Source organism: Pseudomonas simiae, from assembly GCF_900111895.1.
In the GTDB taxonomy this organism is placed as follows: Bacteria; Pseudomonadota; Gammaproteobacteria; order Pseudomonadales; family Pseudomonadaceae; genus Aquipseudomonas; species Aquipseudomonas simiae.
The window spans coordinates 410,869-429,518 of record NZ_FOKB01000003.1; the positions used below are offsets into that span (position 1 = coordinate 410,869).

An 18,650-nucleotide genomic window follows, 5' to 3' on the forward strand; every position below is an offset into this window, starting at 1 on the left:
GTTTTGGCAGCTGGCTTGGCGGCTGGTTTTGCAGCAGCGGTTTTGGCAGCAGGTTTTGCGGCGGCTTTAACCGGTGCCTTGGCAGCAACAGCTTTGCTCGCCGGCTTTTTCGCCGAGCTCGCAGCAACAACTTTTGCAGGGGTACGAGCGCCCAGCACTTTAGCCACAGCTTCTTTCACACGACCAACGCCCTGAGCCAGTTTCAGGCTTTCCTGAGCATCTTTTTTGAGTTGGGAAATGTAGGCGCGGGTTTCAGCTTGGCGATCCTTGAGGGCGTCCAGCAGATCCTCAAGTTCTTTGACAGCGTCTTTGGCTTTGGCTTGAGCCTTGGCCTTGCCGGCAGTCGCGGCGTCTTGCAGTTTGGTGCGGGATTTGTGCAGCTTTTCTTGCGCTTTACCGCGTTGTTTTTCCAGCTTGGCGAGCAGTTTTTCTGCATCGGCCAACGCTTGGGAACAGGCGCTTTCCAGATGTTCGAGCAAGCTGCCCGAAAGTTGTTGGAGTAAATGCAACGGGGTATTAACAGGCTTCTGTTTGGCCGACATGGTTTACCTCCTGGCTGACGTGGGTGCGGCTCATACTAGCCCTCTGCTCTTACCGCCGCTAGGGCATGTTGACAGTATCGTTTGACTTGCGTTGCACCGTGCGGAAATTCTTATCGATATAACGAAAATACACGGCTCTTTTTACCCGTTCACACTGGCATAATCCGTCGCACTTTCGGCGGGAGAATCCCCATGTCGCGTTATCTTTTCCTTGTGCTTGGCTTGGCGATATCAGGGGCCAATGCGAGCGAGCAATCGCCCGCGAAAACCACTGAACCAAACCAGCACGACCTCGCCTACAGCCTGGGCGCAAGCCTCGGCGAACGCTTGCGCCAGGAGGTTCCCGACCTGCAGCTGCAGGCGTTGATCGACGGTCTAAAGCAAGCGTATCAAGGCAAGCCGTTGGCACTGGACAACGCACGCATCGAGCAGATTCTTGCCCAGCACGAAGCACAGACCGAAACCGACTCGCAGGCATCGCAAAGCGAAAAAGCACTCGCGGCCGAACACCAATTCCTGAACAAGGAAAAAGCCGTAAAAGGCGTGCGCGAATTAGCGGATGGAATCTTGCTCACCGAGCTCACCCCCGGCACTGGCGACAAGCCAACGGCCAGCGATCAAGTTCAAGTGAAGTACGTGGGGCGGTTACCCGATGGGACGGTGTTCGACCAAAGCACGCAACCCCAGTGGTTTCGCCTGGACAGCGTGATCAACGGCTGGAGCAGTGCGTTGCAACAGATGCCGGTGGGTGCGAAATGGCGCCTGGTGATCCCATCAGCCCAGGCCTATGGTGCCGACGGTGCCGGCGAATTGATTCCGCCCTATACCCCCCTGGTGTTCGAGATCGAGTTACTCGGCACCCGACACTGAGGCCATAAAAAACGGTGCGTCATGCGCACCGTTTTTTGTAGGGCTGTCGAGGGTCAAGCCTGGGTAGCAGGCTCTTCCTTATGAGCGTTGTGCAGCACTTCGATCAAGCAATCTTCCAGCTCGAATCGCTCATGCAACAGTGCGCCCAATTCTTTGAATTTTGCAGCAACACAGTTTCCGGCATCACACAGGTCGGTGAAGGCCAATAGCTTTTCGGTGATGACATCGATGCGTGGGTAAATGGTCTCAGCCAATTCCAAGCCACGCTGATCGTCGAAGGCTTCCGCCTCCTTGGTCAGCTGTTCGTAGACGCCGAAATGGCCGGCTGACACGTAGTCCACCAACACACCGCAGAAATCCTGCAACGGTTCACGGTTCTCCGCCAGTGCCTCGGGCTTGGCGCCGAGTGCATCAAAGGCCCGAACCAGTTCGTGACGTGCCTTCAGCCAGCTGTCGATCAGCTTGTGCACCCCACCCCAGCGTTCCTGAGCATTCTGACAACTTTCCAGCATGGTGATCTCTCTTCCCTATAGGGGCGCTGCCGCCTGGTGCCCGCGCAACACTTCAAGGATAAAGCAACAGCGGGACAAGGCCGCATCTGACAAACGGTTTCAATGACACGTGCGGGCCAGATTATGCCCGCATGACTGTGGCTTCAAGGTACGCAGGAGAGAAAGTTCATACAAGTGTTTAATCCCGTCTTACGAACTGTGAGTGGCCTTCAGCGTCTCGCCGGGCGCAAACGATGGCTTGAAAGCAGCGGTGAAAACTGTATGGCACCCAGGATCAACATCCCGACGAAGAACAACAAGCTCCACTCCGGCAGGCTCAAGTCAAACAGCGTCCAACTGATATCCATGCAGTCGACGGTGCCTTTGACCGTCAATTGCAGGGCCTGCCAAACCGACAGGTTTTCGATCATGTAATGCAGGCTGGGCCAGCAATCAGCCGCCTGGTCCGGTGCGGCGTTTTGTAGCAACACCTGGCGCACGGCGGTAATGGCGCCGAGCAACGCGAAGACCATGCCTGCCAGCCCATACAGGCAACTCACCAGGCGCCTGGGGTTATGGATCGCGGCGACCAGATTGATCAATGTGAAAGCCGCCAGGAACCCCCTTTGCATCTGACACAGGAAGCAAGGGCGCAGGGAGACGCCGAACTCGAGGTAAAAGGACGCGCCCAATGTCAGCGCACCTGCCAGGAACGCAAGGAAAAACAAGGAGCGTGAAGGGGCCAAAGACATGCTTTATCCGCACAGCGAAAGATAGGTCGTTACGGTAGAGGAAAGGCCTGACCCCTTTCAATACGTGCCAGAGCAGACGATTCCGCGAGAGGGTAAGGACTTACCGCCAGAAGATGGAGGACGTTGGGTTGCTCAGCGTCGGACGTTGCCCACAAACGCTCTGCAAACAGTTTTTCAAGGTCGAAAGGGGTTGGCCGCCAGACATGTCCGAGCCAACCCTCATCTAGCTTCCTACGTCAGGCCCGAACTGGGACAGGCAGTGGGGACGCCAGCAAACGGTTATCCAGCAGCCCCAGCCCTTCTTGGAACAACTGGTTGCTGCGGTCGGTGTCACCCAGTTGCGCCAACAAACGCGCCAATTCGGCACAGGCCTCGGGATTGCGCTGCACCTGAAGGCTGCTTTCCAGATAATCCCGCGCTTTGCCCCACAGGCTGTTTTGCAGGCACAGGCGGCCCAGCGTCAGCAGCAGGCTGGCATCCCCTGGATGGTCCTTGAGCCAACCTTCGGCAAACTTCAATTGCTTGGCCGGGTCACCGCCGCGCAGCAAGCCGTAGAGTCGAATCAAATGACTGTCGTAGCCACGCTTGATTGCGCCGCGCAGTGCTTCTTCGGCCTTGGCATCGGCGCCCAATTGGCGCAGTTGCTCGGCATAAGCCAGGACCAGTTGCGGCTCCTGGCGCTGGGCGGACGTGAGTTGCTGCCAGGCCCGCTCAAGGGACTGCAAACCGGCCTCGCCCTGCTCTTCACGCTGGGCCGCGAGGCTCAGGTTCTCGCCCCACGCCCGTCGCTCAAGCTCGGCCAGTTCACTGGCGGGCAGCACTTTATCCTTGCGCAGCTCAGGCAAAAGACGGATCACCGAAGACCAATCGCCCCGCTGCTGATGCAAGCGCTGCAGTTGACGCAGGACTTGGGCGTTATGAGGATGACGTTCATGCATGGTCTGCAAAGTGGTCAGTGCGCCGTCAGTATCACCGCGGTCAAGCTGCAGTTGCGCATGGCTCAAGGCAACCGCCAGCTCGGCCTGGGGCTGACGCTCCAGGGCGCGTTCCAGCAAGCCGTCGGACTCTTCGTAACGTCCCTGCTCATTCGCGGCACGGGCTGCGCCGAGGTAATACAGCAGCGGCTGACGCTCGGCTTCGGCGGCACGGTGCAAGTGGCGCTCAGCGCTGGCCCAGCGGCCCTCGGCGAGGTCCATCTGACCTTGCTCGATTGCAATCTGTACGCGACGGCTGCGGTTACGCCGCGACCAGGGGTTGACCACGCCACCGGAAGTGGTGACCAGGCTCAACAACACACGGATCAGGTAGATCGCCAGGCCGATGGCAAATACCGCAACCAAGGTTGCCCAGAGGCTCGACTCGTAATGCAGCACATGAGGATAAGTAATCAGCACGTAGCCGGTGTGTTTCGAAATGCCCACTGCCAGTGCCAGCGCGATTGCAATCGCCAGAACCAGGATCACATAGAAACGTTTCATCGGCTCTACTCCTGCTTCGCCGGCGTGGCCGCCGCCTTGGCTTCGTCGGCAGACAAGTGACGACGCTCAAGGTATGCCTGCACGGCAGCGAGGCTCGCGGCCAGGTCCGGCGTCACCACCGACACCGCCTTGGGCTCAAGCTCGGCGATGCGCGCCAGCATCGCCTGGCTTTGCGGGTTGTCCTGGTTGAAATTATCTTGCAACACGCTGCGCGCCTCGCCCAGGGAGCGGCTGTAGACCGCCGACTCACCGTTGAGCGCTGCCCATTGCGCCTGCTCCAGCGCCAGGCTCAGGGCCAGGCGCACCTGATTCAAGCCTTGCCCAGCCAGCAGCGGACGGATGTTGTCATCCGGGTTGAAGTCAATGCGGAAGTAACGGGAAATCTGCTCCCACCACTGGCTCCAGCGGCTTTCCGTATCGGTAGTCGGGCGTCCATCGGAAGCAGGTTCGGTGAGCTGATACTCAGGGGCAATGGCGGCCAGTTGCACGACCTGGTCGCGCAAGGCCGCCAATTGCAGGTATAGCCCGGTGCGGTCCGGCTGCTCGGTGCTGCGCAGCGCGGCAAGGCTCTTGGCCAATTGCTCGCGAGCAGCGTAGGCGCCAGGATCGCTTTGCTCGCGAAGAATCTCGTCGGCCCCCTGGACCAACGCCTGGGCGCTGTTGATGTCTTGCAGGGCAGAAAGGCGCAGGCTCGCCAGGCGAATCAGGTGTTCCGCCTCAGCCAGGCGCCAGTCTTTACGACTGGACCCCAGCACGGTTTCCAGACGCTGACTCAAACGCTGTTGGTCACCCTGCAACTGGGCCACCAGGCGACGGCGCTCCTCCAGCTCATCAGCACCCGGCAACTGCGCCAGCCGCGCAGCCAGTTGTTGCTGGCTTTGCTTGAGGGACTGGGATCGGTCATCGAGGGTCTGCACCTGGCCCAGCTGCTGCTGGCTGCTGGCTTGCAGCGCGCGGACCTGCCAGACGCCCCAACCGCCGGCGGCAACACCCGCTACGCCGAGCAGCAGGGCGACGATTGCCAGGCCATTGCCGCGACGCGGCGCGGTAACCGGTGACTCAACCGGCGCATCAAGTGCGGGTTGGGTTTCATCTTTAGGCAAGGCTGTTTCGCTCACGTATCCGTCCTTTGCGTTTCAGAGAGTGGGAACGGGATAACTCCGTATCGCCACTAACAAAGCCGCGGCACTCGCACCGCGACAATCCACAACTTTTTCTGCGCCAGCGACCCGCGCCATCTCTTGGACACGGGGGCTTGGCACGAACAACGGCAGCTGGGCCACCTGGGGCCAATCGGCTCCGGCCAGGGCTTGCAGGTGTAAAAAACCCTGCCCACTGCTGACCACCAGGCCGTTCAAGCGTTCCAACTGGATGCGTTGTATCAATGCCCCGGCCTTGTAGGCCGGTAGGAAACGGCGATACAACTCCAGATAGTCGACACTAGCACCTTGTTCGCGCAAGCGCTCCGCCAGCAGCTCCCGACCGCCCTCGCCGCGCAGGATCAACACCCGGGCATCCGGGCGGGCGATAGCCTCGCGCAACGCAGGCAATTGAAGCAAGGCCTCACTGTCGTCGCCAGTAGGCGGATACTTAACATTCAGCCCCTGTGCGGCCAATACCTGCGCGGTGGCAGCGCCGACACTGAACCATGGCAACTGCGGCCATGTTCGATCCAGCTGCGCAACTGCAAGGCGCGCTGCAGGCTTGCTGACCACGATCACCGCACAGTAGCGACCCAGGTCATGGAAGACGGCCTGCTGTTCAGGCGTAACGGGGAGCGGCTCGATATCCAGTAAAGGCAGGCTGCTGCTGAAAATACCGGCGTCGGCCAACGAGGCCGCAAGCGCCCTCGACTCCTCGGCAGGCCGCGTCAGCAGCACGCGCCATTCGGTCACTGCGCGCCAGCCTCGCCGTAGACCTTTTGCAGGATGGCACCCGCACCCTTGTCCAACAGCTCCTCGGCCACCTGGATACCCAAGGCCGTGGCGTCACGCTGTGGTCCACGCGCCTCGGCGGTCAGCAGTGTGCCGCCTTCCGGGTCGCCCACCAGGCCACGCAACCACAAGTGTTCACCTTCGAGCACGGCGTAGCAGGCGATCGGCACCTGGCAGCCACCGTTGAGGTGCTTGTTCAAGGCTCGTTCAGCCGTCACGCGTATTTCGGTGTCAGGGTGATCCAGGGGTTTGAGCAGGGCGTGGATTTCACTGTCGGCGGTGCGGCATTCAATGCCAACGGCGCCCTGCCCTCCGGCTGGCAGGCTGTCCTCGACGCTGATGGCCGAAGTGATGCGGTCTTCGAAACCCAGGCGAATCAGGCCGGCCGCTGCGAGGATGATCGCGTCATATTCACCGGCATCCAGCTTGGCCAGGCGAGTGTTGACGTTGCCGCGTAGAAAGCGGATCTGCAAGTCCGGCCGGCGAGTCAGCAGCTGAGCCTGGCGACGCAGGCTCGACGTACCGACGATACTGCCCAAAGGCAATGCGTCCAAGGAGGCGTAGGTGTTGGAAACAAAGGCATCACGCGGGTCTTCGCGCTCGCAGATGCAAAACAGGCCCAGGCCTTCAGGGAAGTCCATGGGCACGTCTTTCATCGAATGCACAGCGATGTCGGCTTCGTTTTCCAACAGCGCGGTTTCCAGCTCCTTGACGAACAAACCCTTGCCGCCGATCTTCGACAGTGGCGAGTCGAGCAGCTTGTCGCCGCGACTGACCATAGGCACCAGGGACACCTTGAGACCAGGGTGAGCCTGTTCCAGGCGAGCTTTGACGTATTCGGCCTGCCACAAGGCCAAGGCGCTTTTACGGGTGGCGATGCGGATTTCGCGAGAGGACATGGATCAATCCGTACTGAATAGATACGGCAGATAATAACAGCTCAGGCAAATACGCTTTGATTTGAATCAGCAAGTGCGGGGCCTCCCTGGCCGCGTCGCACCGGGATATGGGTTACAGGCCTGGCCACAGCCCTCGGGCTAAAGCTGCTGCATCATCTTGCGCACACCGGCCACATGCCGTCGGCTGACGATCAGCGCGTCGCCATTAAGGCCTTTGAGGAACAGCTGAAAGTGCCCAAGCGGCGTGCGTTGGAGGCGTTCGATCCGCTCGCGAGCCACCAGCGCATTGCGGTGGATACGCACGAAGCGGTCGCCAAATTCATCCTCAAGCGCCTTGAGCGGTTCATCGAGCAGCACTTCGCCGCCCTGGTGGCGCAGGGTCACATACTTGTGATCGGCGATAAAATAGACCACCTCGCCCAAGGGGATCAGCTCGATACCTTTGCGGGTACGGGCGCTGATATGGCTGCGCGGCCCATTACCACTCTGGGCAGCAGGCTGAGTCAGGGCAGCGAGTTGGACGCGGGTTGGGCGCTCAGCCTTTTTCAACGCCTTGAGCAACGCTTCGCCAGCCACCGGTTTGGTGAGGAAGCTGACTCCGCTGGCTTCCAGCGTCTCCGCAGAAAACTCATCGCCTGCTGCGCAAAATACCAAGGCGGGTGGCGACTCTCGCTCGCTCAGCCGGGCGGCCACTTGCAGGCCATCGAGGCCCGGCATACGGATATCGAGCAACACCACATCCGGCTTGAGGCTGTCGATCAGCGTCAACGCCTCTTCGCCCGTGGTGGCGCTCGGCTCTAGTACTGCATAACCCTCGAGATCACTGACCAAACGGCTCAGTCGCTCGCGGGCTTGGGGTTCGTCATCAACGATCAGGACATTCATATTGCGCTGGATTCCTGCGTGAGTCTCGCACAAGGATAGCGTAGACAGGTGCGGTGACTTGCGTCACAGCGATCCACGCTAAGACTAGCGCGAGCGGCAAAAAGTGCCCTGAGAGTGGCACCCATATTTACCCGGACCTGTTCAATAGCGCCCAAGACCTGCTGCCTTCGGGCATCGTCGTAGGGTTTGCTGATACACAATCCGAATACCCCCCTTTTTAAATGGATAGTCTGGGCTCTGACCGCATCACCCGACTTTGGTGCATTCACACACTATCAGTCCAACTGTAGACGCTCACTGAGACGACATTGCTCAATCGTCAAATATCGTTTCAACAAGTACCTGTACCCAGTCTCGTCCTGGACGCGTTCGGCGGCAAGGCACTTAGCCATCCTTTGCACAAATAAAAATGCCGACAACCCGCAGCACCGCGTCCACGGGCAACCCTGTTATTATCGCCGGCACACTTCCATGCCTCTTTACTAAGCAGATCACGAGCGAATCCATGAGCACCGACAAGACCAACCAGTCCTGGGGCGGCCGCTTCAGTGAACCCGTCGACGCCTTCGTCGCCCGCTTCACCGCCTCCGTCACCTTCGACCAGCGCCTGTACCGCCACGACATCATGGGCTCCATCGCCCACGCGACGATGCTGGCCAAGGTCGGCGTGCTGACCGACGCCGAGCGCGACAGCATCGTCGACGGCCTGACCACCATTCGTGGCGAGATCGAAGCCGGCACGTTCGACTGGCGCGTCGACCTGGAAGATGTGCACATGAACATTGAGGCCCGCCTCACCGACCGCATCGGTGTGACCGGCAAGAAGTTGCACACCGGCCGTAGCCGTAACGACCAGGTGGCCACGGATATCCGCCTGTGGCTGCGTGATGAAATCGACCTGATACTGGGCGAAATCACCCGCCTGCAAAAAGGCCTGCTGGAACAGGCCGAGCGTGAATCCGACACCATCATGCCGGGCTTCACTCACCTGCAGACCGCGCAGCCTGTGACCTTCGGCCACCACCTGCTGGCCTGGTTCGAAATGCTCAGCCGCGATTACGAGCGCCTGGTCGATTGCCGCAAGCGCGCCAACCGCATGCCATTGGGCAGCGCCGCGCTGGCCGGCACCACTTACCCGATCGACCGCGAATACACCGCGCAGTTGCTGGGCTTCGACGCCGTGGGCGGCAACTCCCTGGATGGCGTGTCGGACCGTGACTTCGCTATCGAGTTCTGCGCCGCTGCCAGCATCGCGATGATGCACCTGTCGCGCTTCTCCGAAGAGCTGGTGCTGTGGACCAGCGCGCAATTCCAGTTCATCGACCTGCCAGACCGTTTCTGCACCGGCAGCTCGATCATGCCGCAAAAGAAAAACCCCGACGTACCCGAGCTGGTGCGTGGCAAGAGCGGCCGCGTGTTCGGCGCCTTGATGGGCCTGCTGACCCTGATGAAAGGCCAACCCCTGGCCTACAACAAGGACAATCAGGAAGACAAGGAACCGCTGTTCGACGCCGCCGACACCCTGCGCGACTCACTGCGCGCCTTTGCCGACATGATTCCGGCGATCAAGCCCAAGCACGCGATCATGCGTGAAGCGGCGCTGCGCGGGTTCTCTACTGCGACTGACCTGGCGGACTACCTGGTACGCCGTGGCCTGCCGTTCCGCGACTGCCACGAAATCGTCGGCCACGCGGTTAAGTACGGCGTGGACACTGGCAAGGACCTGGCGGAAATGAGCCTGGAAGAACTGCGCCAGTTCAGCGACCAGATCGAACAGGACGTGTTTGCCGTGCTGACCCTGGAAGGCTCGGTGAATGCCCGTAACCACGTGGGCGGTACTGCGCCGGCGCAGGTGAAGGCAGCCGTCGCGCGCGGCCAGGCCCTGCTCGCCAGCCGCTAGACCGCGGTTTCTGCTGCAACGCGGTCAACCCTGCGGGAGCGGGCTTGCTCGCGAAAGCGGTGGACTAGTCATCAATGTGTTGACTGATCCACCGCCTTCGCGAGCAAGCCCGCTCCCACATTTTGAGCGGCGCTCGTCGTTATTATTTTTTTGCCGCTAGCATCGCCATAAAGGCCGGCATCGCTGCCTCCCTGTCCGCCGCCACTTTCTGAGCGTTGGGCATGGCGTGCAACCTTTCCAGCAACGCCTTGGCCGCCGGCATTTCAGCCAGTAGATCCAGGCCAAACAGCTTCTCGCCCACCGCGCAGGCGAGGTTCACGCTGTACATGAAATACAGATCGGCAATGGTGAAACTCTCACCCGCCACATAGGGTGCGAACTTGCCGTGCCTGCCCAACGACCCGAAACCCAACAGCAACTCGGCCTTGGACTTCTCTTTGATCGCATCCGGCACCGGCATGCCAAAAAATGCCTCGGCGAAACAGGCGCGAGCAGGCAGTTCGATGTACAGCTCGATTTCCCGGCACAACGCCAATACCTGAGCACGCTGGAACGGCTCGGCCGGCAGCAGTGCGGGCCCTTCCTGGGTATGCTCGATGTACTCGAGGATCACGCTGGTTTCGTTGATAAAACCCTGCTTGACGCCCAGCACCGGCACCTTGCCTCGCGGGCTCACGGCCAGGGCTTCAGGGGTTTGGCCGGCGTAAAAAGGCACCTCTTCGAAAGGCAGCCCTTTCTCCAACAGCGCCAGCTTGACCATGTTGTAGTAGTTACTGACCGAGAATCCGTAGAGCTTGAGCATGTCTGTGCCTCCAGGCCGGGAAAGGGGTTGGCTGCAACTGTTATAGATCCCGGCGCCCGCCCTGACCAGCAGCATCACCTGCCTGAATGGGGTTAGACTGACGCCCTTTCCTTGAGGAGCCTGCCATGAGCGAGCCGACCGATATCGACAACGACGAAGAAGAATTCGCCGAAACCACCTTGATCGAAGCGATCGAGAACCAGATCGAAAGCGAAAACCCACCGGCTGCCAAGGCCACCTTCAACAAGCTGACCCTGGTCGGTTACGAGCGTGAAGAGATCCTCCAGCTGATGGCCCACGTGCTGGCTGTCGAGATCGATGCGCTGCTGGAAGAAGACCGCGCCTTCAATACCGAATGGTATGAAACTGCACTGCGCGCCCTGCCGGAGTTGCCACCCGAAAAGCAATAAATCCAACACGCGGCAACACACTGGACAGTTCGGCAAAGTGCGTTCACCTTATGGCCTGCTAGCCTCTAATAAATTCTTAGAAAGTCTGGAGTCCTTATGTCGTATACCCCTGAGTTGGTTGCCGAACTGGAAATCCTTGTACTCTTCCCATTGGACAGCACCAAAGAAGGTCTGAAAGTCCACCAGACCGCCGCGCCTACCGCCATCGCCGCTGCCAAGCGCCTCCACGCGAAAGGGCTGATCGACCAGCCGGACGGAGGCTACCTGACCAGCCTTGGCCGGGACGCCGCAGAGCAGGCCCAGACCCTGCTGACGATCTTGACCACTGCCACGACCAAAGAAGCCGCCTGATACCGGATACCGCCCATGGAGTCCGCTATGTGCGGATTCCGAGGGCGTTGCTGTGCAAGTGCGAAAATTCTGACGTCAAAATCCATTTCCCTCTAAACCTCCTACGCTACTGGCTGTAAACTCCTACACGGCCGCCCACGTCGGGCCCTGCGAGCCACCGAGTTCGACATGACCCGCACCCATGAAATCCGCCCCGACCTGGACGAAGGCATCGACCGCAAGGTGCTGGCCCAGCTGCGCGCGCGGTTCATGGCCCTCAATGAAGGCCGCATGGCCCGGGCCATCGAGGGGCTGACGCCGCGCCAGCAAAGCGTGCTGAACCTGTTGCCGCTGTTTTTCCACGTTAACCATCCGCTGCTGCCTGGCTATGTGTCGGGCAGTACGCCGGCAGGCCTGTCGAATTACGAACCGGACGCCCAAGCCCTCACCGAAGCCCAGCGCCTGACCCGCTCGTTCTCCTACAAGCCACGCCATGGCAACCCGCCGCGACCGATCCTCGGCCTGTTCCTGATGGGCAGCCTGGGTACCCTGGCCCAGGCCGACCAGAGCGACATGGACGTGTGGGTGTGTCACGCCGCGGACCTGAGCGAGACTGAACTGGCCGAACTGCGCAAGAAATGCCAGTTGCTGGAAGCCTGGGCCCTGACCATGGGCGCCGAGGCACACTTCTTTCTGATCGAGCCGACGCGCTTTGTCCTCGGTGAGCGCGACACGCAGCTGAGCTCCGACGACTGCGGCACCACCCAGCATTACCTGTTGCTGGATGAGTTCTACCGCACCGCCATCTGGCTGGCCGGGCGCACGCCGATCTGGTGGCTGGTACCGGTGTATGAAGAGACCCGGTATGCCGAGTTCACCCACACGCTGATTTCCAAACGTTTCATCCGCGCCGATGAAACCCTCGACCTCGGCCACCTGGCGCGCATCCCCCCAGGCGAATTCATCGGCGCCGGGCTGTGGCAGCTGTTCAAGGGCATCGAGTCGCCTTACAAATCCGTGCTCAAGCTGCTGCTGACCGAGGTCTACGCCAGCGAACACCCGAACGTGCATTGCTTGAGCCTGCGCTTCAAGCGTGCAGTGTTCGCCAACCAAATGGACCTGGATGAGCTGGACCCGTACATCGTGGTGTACCGCCGCATCGAGGAATACCTCAAGGCCCGCAACGAACCCGAGCGCCTGGAGCTGGTGCGGCGCGCGCTGTACCTGAAGGTCAACCGCAAGCTCAGCGCCAGCCAGCGCACCACCAGCTGGCAACGGCTGTTGCTGGAGCGCCTGGCCCACGAATGGGGCTGGGACCAGCGCCAATTGGCGCTGCTGGACAGTCGCAGCCAATGGAAGGTACGCCAGGTCGCTTCCGAGCGGCGGGCGCTGGTCAGCGAGCTCAATTACAGTTATCGCTTCCTGACCCAGTTCGCCCGCACCGAACAGACCGTTAGCCTGATCAACAAGCGCGACCTCAACGTACTGGGGCGGCGCTTGTACGCCGCGTTCGAGCGCAAGGCCGGCAAAGTCGAGTTCATCAACCCCGGCATCGCCCCGGACCTGGCCGAAGACACCCTGACCCTGGTGCAATCGCCCAACCGCAAGGAGCCGGGCCAGCATCATTGGGGCCTGTACAACGGTAACCTGACGGCCCTGGAATGGGAGCACTTCGCGCCGATCAAGCGCAGTCGCGACCTGCTGGAGATGCTCACCTGGTGCCATCGCAACGGCGTGATCGACAGCAGCACGCGCCTGGCCTTGCACCCTGGCACCAGTGACATGACTGAATTCGAGCTGTTCAACCTGCTGGGCAGCCTGCAACAGACCATCGACCTGCCCTTGACCAGCGTGGATGAACAACGCCTGCTGCGCTCGGCAGTGCCCGAAGAAGTGTTGTTGCTGATCAACGTCGGCGTCGACCCGCTCAAGCACCATCGCGACCTGAATATCCTGATGACCACCGAGCGCACCGACTCCCTGAGTTATGCCGGTGTGCGCGACAACCTGGTGCTGACCCTGGACCAGGTCACGCTCAACAGCTGGAACGAGGTGATGGTCAGCCGCTACGACGGCCCCCACGCGTTGCTCGACTGCTTGCGCGACTACCTCAACCAGTTGCCTCCCGACCATCTGCCACGCCTGCGAGTGCGCTGCTTCTGTCACAACCGCGCGCAATTCATTGCCCAGCGCGTGGAAGAGATCTTCGACACCGCGCAGAACCTGCTGCTCAGCCAGGGCAATCACCGCTATGTGCTCCAGGTGCAGCAGCACTATCACGTCATGGAGCTGATGCCGGGCCAAGCCAACCATGTATCACTGGCGACCCAGGATGCGCTGGTCGCCTACCTCAGCGAAGAACTGGCCAGCTACAGCCCTTTGCACCTGGACGCCATGGCCTTGGAAGACCACGATCTGGCAGTGTTGCTGCCGATGGGCATGGCCGATTGCGTGCAGGTGTTCTACCGCGTCAACGAGGGTTTTGCCGAGCTGTATGTGCTGGATGAATTCAACGCGCTTTGGCAGCAGCGCTTGCCGTTTCACGATGAACAGAGTCTGTTGGCGCCGTTGCAGCGCTTCTTGCAGTCGATCATTTATCGCCGGGACGCATTGTCCCCGCTGGATCCGCAAGAGCCGCTGGGCGCGGTACAGGTCTTGTATTACCAGCTATTGCCGTCGGTCAGTGGTCGCGCACGCGGCATCGAACCTCGGCCAGCGCCGTTGAACCCGACGAACAAACCGTTTTATGACGTGCAGGCAATTATCGGCAAGGCAGCGCAGGGCCAGGTAGGTATCACGCTGTACTGCAATCAGCGGGAGTTTTCCGAACTGGAATTTGGCGACCAGCTGTTTGCAGTGGTCGCCCAGGAAATCGTCGGGCAACGCCGGGAGACCGAGCGTTACCGCTGCTACATAACGGACCTGGATCTGTCCGGCCTGCTCGGCGATGTGCAAAGCCCAAGCAACCTGTACCTGCGTTACAAGGCCGAACTTGAGCTGTCGCTCAACGAGGCACTGAGCCAGATTTAGAGAGGGAAGGCGCCGCCGTCTTTAGGCTGCCCTTCAACACTGAGCAATTCCAGCTTGAGGGTCTTGCCACCCGGTGCCGGCCAGTCGATGTGCTGGCCAACTTGCAGGCCGAGCAACGCGCTGCCCACGGGGGCCAGGATCGAAATCTTGCCTTCGTCGGCGTTCGCGTCTTTCGGGTAGACCAGGGTCAGGTGGTAGTCCTTGCCGCTGCCTTGCTCTCGGCAATGCACACTGGAGTTCATGGTCACGACACCCGCAGGCACTTCATCGTGACCAACCACGTCTTCGGCGCGGTCGAGTTCGGCTTGCAACGCTTCGACGCCGGGAGATTCGTCGCCCAGGCGGTCGATCAGTTGCTCCAGACGCTGCACGTCAAGACGGGTGAGGATGATGGACGGTGCGGTGGTCATGATTCAGGCAGACTCCTTTTTTCTGCACAAAAAAGCAAAACCCCGCCAGGAAAAGGCGGGGTTCTCACGGGCCTCGATGAGTTGAGGCGTACCCGGACACTACCACAGCGTCACAAATAAACAAGACGGCCTCAGGCGCGCGCCCTGCGCTGCTCGGCTTCCGCGCAGATCAGTCGGCGCCGCGCGTCGTCGGCAGAGCGCCATTCGCGGATATCTTCCACGTGCCGGAAGCACCCGAGGCAGACTTTCTGCTCGTCCAGACGACACAAACTGATACAAGGTGACGGCACCGCCGGGCTGACATTACTGAACAACGGTTTCGGCGGGCGGACAGGTGCAGGCTGGGTCACGGTCAGATCTCGTCAAAATCCAGCTCGGCGCCGGCTTGTTCCAGAACCAGCCGCGCGAGCATTTCACTGAGCAGCTCATCGCTGGTGTCGCACTGCCAATTGTTGTCTTCTTCGTTGTAATCGAAGTGAAAACCACCGGAACGTGCAGCCAGCCACAGCTGACGCAAAGGCTCCTGGCGACTGAAGATCAGTTGAGTGCCATTCTCGAACTTGACGGTCAGCACGCCGGCCGAGTTTTCCAGGTCCACGTCCAGGCCGCTGTCGTCGAAAATATCCTCCAACGCCTGCTGGGTCGAATCCACCAGGTCGTGAAAACGGGCTTCGGTCAAACTCATTGTGGCAACCTCAAAAGTGTCTGGTTTTGCTCAAGCGCCGCACGATACGGGCGAGCCCCGCCGATTGCAAAGGATACCGATTTCAACACGATTGACGGTGTGAAAAATCCTCAAGCAGCGTAGTCCGCTTCCTGACTCTCTCGGCAAACCCCCGCCGGACGGGTATTCCAGCGCATAGGCAAGCTGGCGGGTGGTCGGTATACTCGGGCGCAATTAATGCATATTCAAGGATTTCGCCATGAAGCGCCTGATCTCTTCCCTTGCTGCGCTCGTCGCGGTCGCTTGCCTCGTTAGTGCCTGTGGTCAAAAAGGCCCGCTGTACCTGCCCGATGACAGCAAAGACCCGAATGAACAGGCGCAATCGTCGCAAAAACCATCCAAAGCGCATAAGCACGACACCTACGAATAAGGGTACTCCATGGACGCTTTTAACTACCGGGACGGCGAGCTGTTCGCGGAAGGCGTGGCGTTGTCCGCGATAGCCCAGCGCTTTGGCACCCCGACCTATGTGTATTCGCGTGCGCATATCGAAGCCCAGTACCGCTCGTTCACCGACGCCCTCGACGGCGTGTCGCACCTGGTGTGCTACGCGGTCAAGGCCAACTCCAACCTCGGCGTACTGAATGTCCTGGCGCGATTGGGCGCTGGTTTCGACATCGTCTCCCGTGGCGAGCTGGAACGTGTGCTGGCCGCTGGCGGCAAGGCTGAAAAGATCGTGTTCTCCGGCGTCGGCAAGACCCGCGAAGACATGCGTCGCGCCCTGGAAGTCGGCGTGCACTGCTTCAATATCGAATCCACCGACGAGCTGGAGCGCCTGCAGGTCGTGGCCGCCGAGATGGGCGTGCGTGCGCCGATCTCCCTGCGCGTCAATCCGGACGTCGATGCCGGGACCCACCCATACATCTCCACCGGTCTCAAAGAGAACAAGTTCGGCATCGCTATTGCCGACGCCGAGGATGTGTACATCCGCGCCGCCCAACTGCCGAACCTGGAAGTACTGGGCGTCGACTGCCATATCGGCTCGCAACTGACCACGCTGCCGCCATTCCTGGATGCGCTCGATCGCCTGCTGGCGCTGATCGACCGTCTCGGCGAATGCGGCATCTACCTGCACCACATCGACCTCGGTGGCGGCGTGGGCGTGCGTTATCGCGATGAAGAGCCGCCGCTGATTGCCGACTACATCAAGGCTGTGCGCGAGCGTATCGAAGGCCGCGACCTGACGCTGATGTTCGAGCCTGGCCGCTACATCGTCGCCAACGCTGGCGTGCTGCTGACCCAGGTCGAGTACCTCAAGCACACCGAGCACAAGGATTTCGCCATCGTCGATGCGGCGATGAACGACCTGATCCGCCCGGCGCTGTACCAGGCCTGGATGAATGTCACCGCCGTGACGCCTCGTGCAAGCGAAGCCCGCGCCTATGACATCGTCGGCCCGATCTGCGAGACCGGTGACTTCCTGGCCAAGGATCGTCAGCTCGCGCTGGAGGAAGGCGATCTGCTGGCCATTCATTCGGCCGGTGCCTACGGGTTTGTCATGAGTTCCAACTACAACACCCGCGGGCGTACCGCCGAGGTGCTGGTGGACGGTGATCAAGCGTTTGAAGTGCGTCGCCGCGAGACGGTAGCCGAGTTGTATGCTGGCGAAAGCCTGCTGCCGGAGTAAGCCATGCTGCTGCGTTTTACCAAGATGCACGGGCTGGGCAATGATTTCATGGTCCTCGACCTGGTCAGCCAGCACGCGCACATCCTGCCCAAGCACGCCAAACAGTGGGGCGACCGTCACACCGGCATTGGTTTCGACCAGTTACTGATCGTCGAGGCTCCCAGCAACCCGGAGGTGGATTTCCGTTACCGGATCTTCAACGCCGACGGTTCCGAAGTGGAACAGTGCGGTAACGGTGCGCGCTGCTTCGCGCGCTTTGTGCTGGACAAGCGCCTGACCGCCAAGCGGCAGATCCGTGTCGAGACCAAGAGCGGCGTGATCGAACTGGATATCCGCAGTGACGGCCAGATCAGCGTCAACATGGGTGCGCCACGCCTGGTGCCGGCGGACATTCCGTTCCAGGCCCCCGAGCAAGCTGCCAGCTATACACTGGATGTTGACGGCAAGACCGTCGAGATCGCCGCCGTGTCCATGGGCAACCCCCATGCCGTGCTGCGGGTCAACGACATCAACAACGCGCCCGTGCATGAATTGGGGCCGAAGATCGAACACCACCCGCGCTTTCCGGCACGGGTCAACGTGGGCTTCCTGCAGGTGATCGACCGTACCCGCGCGCAATTGCGTGTGTGGGAACGCGGCGCCGGCGAAACCCAGGCCTGCGGCACCGGTGCTTGCGCCGCTGCCGTGGCCGCGATCAGCCAGGGGTGGATGGATTCGCCGCTGCTGATCGACCTGCCCGGTGGACGCTTGTCCATTGAGTGGGCAGGCCCTGGCCACCCGGTGATGATGACCGGGCCGGCCTCGCGCGTATACGAAGGACAGGTCCGTCTATGAGTGAGCCAATCTAATGACCGATAAGCCTCAAGTACCCGCACACGCTACCCCGAGCGACAGTCTGGAGGCCGCTGCCGTCGCGGCGTACCTTGAGGCTAATCCGGACTTCTTCGTCGAGCACGAAGAACTGCTGCCGGCGCTGCGCATCCCCCACCAACGCGGCGATACTGTGTCGCTGGTGGAGCGGCAGATGAAGATCCTGCGCGAGCGTAATATCGAAATGCGCCACAAGCTCTCGCACTTGATGGACGTCGCACGCGACAACGACCGCCTGTTCGAAAAAACCCGTCGCCTGATCCTGACCCTGATGGATGCGACCAGCCTGGAAGAAACGGTGATCGCCGTCGAAGACAGCCTTCGCCAGGACTTCCAGGTGCCCTTTGTCAGCTTGATCCTATTCAGCGACAACCCGATGCCGGTGGGTCGCTGGGTCAGCGGCAGCGACGCACAAACGGCCATCGGCGGCCTGTTGTCCGAAGGCAAGACCATCAGCGGCACCTTGCGCGAGCATGAGCTGGACTTCCTGTTTGGTGCCGAGCAGCGCAAGCAGATCGGTTCCACTGCGGTGGTCGCTCTCAGCCATCAAGGCCTGCACGGTGTACTGGCCATCGCCAGCCGCGATCCCCAGCACTATAAGAGCTCAGTGGGCACGCTGTTCCTGACCTACATTGCCGAAGTACTGGGCCGCGTCCTGCCGCGCTTCACCACCGCCCTGCGCGCGGTGCGCTAACC

General features: G+C 60.8%; 21 protein-coding genes. 9 read left to right on the forward strand and 12 right to left on the reverse strand.

The features are described 5' to 3' along the window. On the reverse strand, positions 1-542 hold a 542-nt coding region (locus BMZ57_RS11935), incomplete at its 3' end, for an AlgP family protein (RefSeq protein WP_217649216.1). 192 nt (positions 543-734) lie between these two features. Between BMZ57_RS11935 and BMZ57_RS11940 the strand changes: the two genes are divergently transcribed. Further along, positions 735-1,412: an FKBP-type peptidyl-prolyl cis-trans isomerase gene (locus BMZ57_RS11940; protein ID WP_042570928.1), complete on the forward strand. Its 678-nt coding sequence runs from the start codon at positions 735-737 to the stop codon at positions 1,410-1,412. A gap of 53 nt (positions 1,413-1,465) precedes the next feature. Here the strand turns inward: BMZ57_RS11940 and BMZ57_RS11945 are convergent, their stop codons facing one another. From BMZ57_RS11945 to BMZ57_RS11970, 7 genes are all read right to left on the reverse strand, one after another. Then, the gene (locus BMZ57_RS11945) at positions 1,466-1,924 is read right to left on the reverse strand and encodes an Rsd/AlgQ family anti-sigma factor (RefSeq protein WP_010207432.1); all 459 of its coding nucleotides are present in this window, start codon (positions 1,922-1,924) and stop codon (positions 1,466-1,468) included. Between the two features lie 209 nt (positions 1,925-2,133). After that, a complete protein-coding gene (locus tag BMZ57_RS11950; protein ID WP_010207433.1) occupies positions 2,134-2,655 on the reverse strand; it encodes a disulfide bond formation protein B in 522 nt (173 codons plus the stop codon). 236 nt (positions 2,656-2,891) lie between these two features. Continuing rightward, positions 2,892-4,133 carry a heme biosynthesis protein HemY gene (locus BMZ57_RS11955; RefSeq protein ID WP_010207434.1) on the reverse strand — a complete coding sequence of 414 codons (1,242 nt, stop codon included), beginning with the start codon at positions 4,131-4,133 and terminating at the stop codon, positions 2,892-2,894. 5 nt (positions 4,134-4,138) lie between these two features. Then, on the reverse strand, positions 4,139-5,251 hold the full coding sequence (locus BMZ57_RS29760) for a uroporphyrinogen-III C-methyltransferase (RefSeq protein WP_044288053.1): 1,113 nt from the start codon (positions 5,249-5,251) through the stop codon (positions 4,139-4,141). Between the two features lie 18 nt (positions 5,252-5,269). Continuing rightward, complete coding sequence (locus BMZ57_RS29765; protein ID WP_010207436.1) at positions 5,270-6,028, reverse strand: uroporphyrinogen-III synthase; 759 nt, start codon at positions 6,026-6,028, stop codon at positions 5,270-5,272. Continuing rightward, the gene (gene hemC, locus BMZ57_RS11965; protein WP_010207437.1) at positions 6,025-6,966 is read right to left on the reverse strand and encodes a hydroxymethylbilane synthase; all 942 of its coding nucleotides are present in this window, start codon (positions 6,964-6,966) and stop codon (positions 6,025-6,027) included. The genes BMZ57_RS29765 and hemC overlap by 4 nt, the downstream gene beginning before the upstream one ends. A gap of 138 nt (positions 6,967-7,104) precedes the next feature. Next, the gene (locus tag BMZ57_RS11970) at positions 7,105-7,851 is read right to left on the reverse strand and encodes a LytR/AlgR family response regulator transcription factor (protein ID WP_010207438.1); all 747 of its coding nucleotides are present in this window, start codon (positions 7,849-7,851) and stop codon (positions 7,105-7,107) included. A gap of 505 nt (positions 7,852-8,356) precedes the next feature. On the opposite strand from BMZ57_RS11970, the gene argH reads away from it, so the two are divergent. After that, positions 8,357-9,751 carry an argininosuccinate lyase gene (gene argH, locus BMZ57_RS11975; RefSeq protein WP_021492610.1) on the forward strand — a complete coding sequence of 465 codons (1,395 nt, stop codon included), beginning with the start codon at positions 8,357-8,359 and terminating at the stop codon, positions 9,749-9,751. Positions 9,752-9,893: 142 nt separating this feature from the next. On the opposite strand, the gene BMZ57_RS11980 is transcribed toward argH, so the two are convergent. Continuing rightward, complete coding sequence (locus BMZ57_RS11980) at positions 9,894-10,553, reverse strand: glutathione S-transferase family protein (protein WP_010207440.1); 660 nt, start codon at positions 10,551-10,553, stop codon at positions 9,894-9,896. A 125-nt stretch (positions 10,554-10,678) separates the two neighbouring features. On the opposite strand from BMZ57_RS11980, the gene BMZ57_RS11985 reads away from it, so the two are divergent. From BMZ57_RS11985 to BMZ57_RS11995, 3 genes are all read left to right on the forward strand, one after another. Further along, positions 10,679-10,963, forward strand: a complete 285-nt coding sequence (locus BMZ57_RS11985) for a hypothetical protein (protein ID WP_010207441.1) — start codon at positions 10,679-10,681, stop codon at positions 10,961-10,963. Positions 10,964-11,059: 96 nt separating this feature from the next. Beyond that, entirely contained in the window at positions 11,060-11,314 is a 255-nt protein-coding gene (locus tag BMZ57_RS11990) for a TIGR02647 family protein (protein ID WP_010207442.1), read from the forward strand. Positions 11,315-11,482: 168 nt separating this feature from the next. Next, the gene (locus BMZ57_RS11995; RefSeq protein ID WP_042570931.1) at positions 11,483-14,323 is read left to right on the forward strand and encodes a class I adenylate cyclase; all 2,841 of its coding nucleotides are present in this window, start codon (positions 11,483-11,485) and stop codon (positions 14,321-14,323) included. On the opposite strand, the gene rnk is transcribed toward BMZ57_RS11995, so the two are convergent. The 3 genes from rnk to cyaY all read right to left on the reverse strand — a co-directional run bounded on the left by rnk (position 14,320) and on the right by cyaY (position 15,418). Continuing rightward, entirely contained in the window at positions 14,320-14,733 is a 414-nt protein-coding gene (rnk, locus tag BMZ57_RS12000; RefSeq protein ID WP_010207444.1) for a nucleoside diphosphate kinase regulator, read from the reverse strand. The genes BMZ57_RS11995 and rnk overlap by 4 nt on opposite strands. Positions 14,734-14,864: 131 nt before the next feature. After that, on the reverse strand, positions 14,865-15,083 hold the full coding sequence (locus tag BMZ57_RS12005) for a DUF1289 domain-containing protein (RefSeq protein ID WP_010207446.1): 219 nt from the start codon (positions 15,081-15,083) through the stop codon (positions 14,865-14,867). Between the two features lie 2 nt (positions 15,084-15,085). Beyond that, on the reverse strand, positions 15,086-15,418 hold the full coding sequence (gene cyaY, locus BMZ57_RS12010) for an iron donor protein CyaY (RefSeq protein ID WP_010207448.1): 333 nt from the start codon (positions 15,416-15,418) through the stop codon (positions 15,086-15,088). Positions 15,419-15,656: 238 nt separating this feature from the next. Between cyaY and lptM the strand changes: the two genes are divergently transcribed. Genes lptM through BMZ57_RS12035 form a run of 4 tightly spaced genes read left to right on the forward strand, consistent with a single transcriptional unit; the run spans position 15,657 to position 18,648 of the window. Next, a complete protein-coding gene (gene lptM / locus BMZ57_RS12020) occupies positions 15,657-15,827 on the forward strand; it encodes an LPS translocon maturation chaperone LptM (protein WP_010207449.1) in 171 nt (56 codons plus the stop codon). 9 nt (positions 15,828-15,836) lie between these two features. Continuing rightward, positions 15,837-17,084 (forward strand): diaminopimelate decarboxylase, encoded by a 1,248-nt coding sequence (gene lysA / locus BMZ57_RS12025; RefSeq protein WP_010207450.1) that lies wholly within the window; start codon positions 15,837-15,839, stop codon positions 17,082-17,084. 3 nt (positions 17,085-17,087) lie between these two features. Continuing rightward, complete coding sequence (gene dapF / locus BMZ57_RS12030; RefSeq protein ID WP_069672953.1) at positions 17,088-17,918, forward strand: diaminopimelate epimerase; 831 nt, start codon at positions 17,088-17,090, stop codon at positions 17,916-17,918. A 13-nt stretch (positions 17,919-17,931) separates the two neighbouring features. Then, the gene (locus BMZ57_RS12035; RefSeq protein WP_010207452.1) at positions 17,932-18,648 is read left to right on the forward strand and encodes a DUF484 family protein; all 717 of its coding nucleotides are present in this window, start codon (positions 17,932-17,934) and stop codon (positions 18,646-18,648) included. The last annotated feature ends 2 nt before the right edge of the window (positions 18,649-18,650 follow it).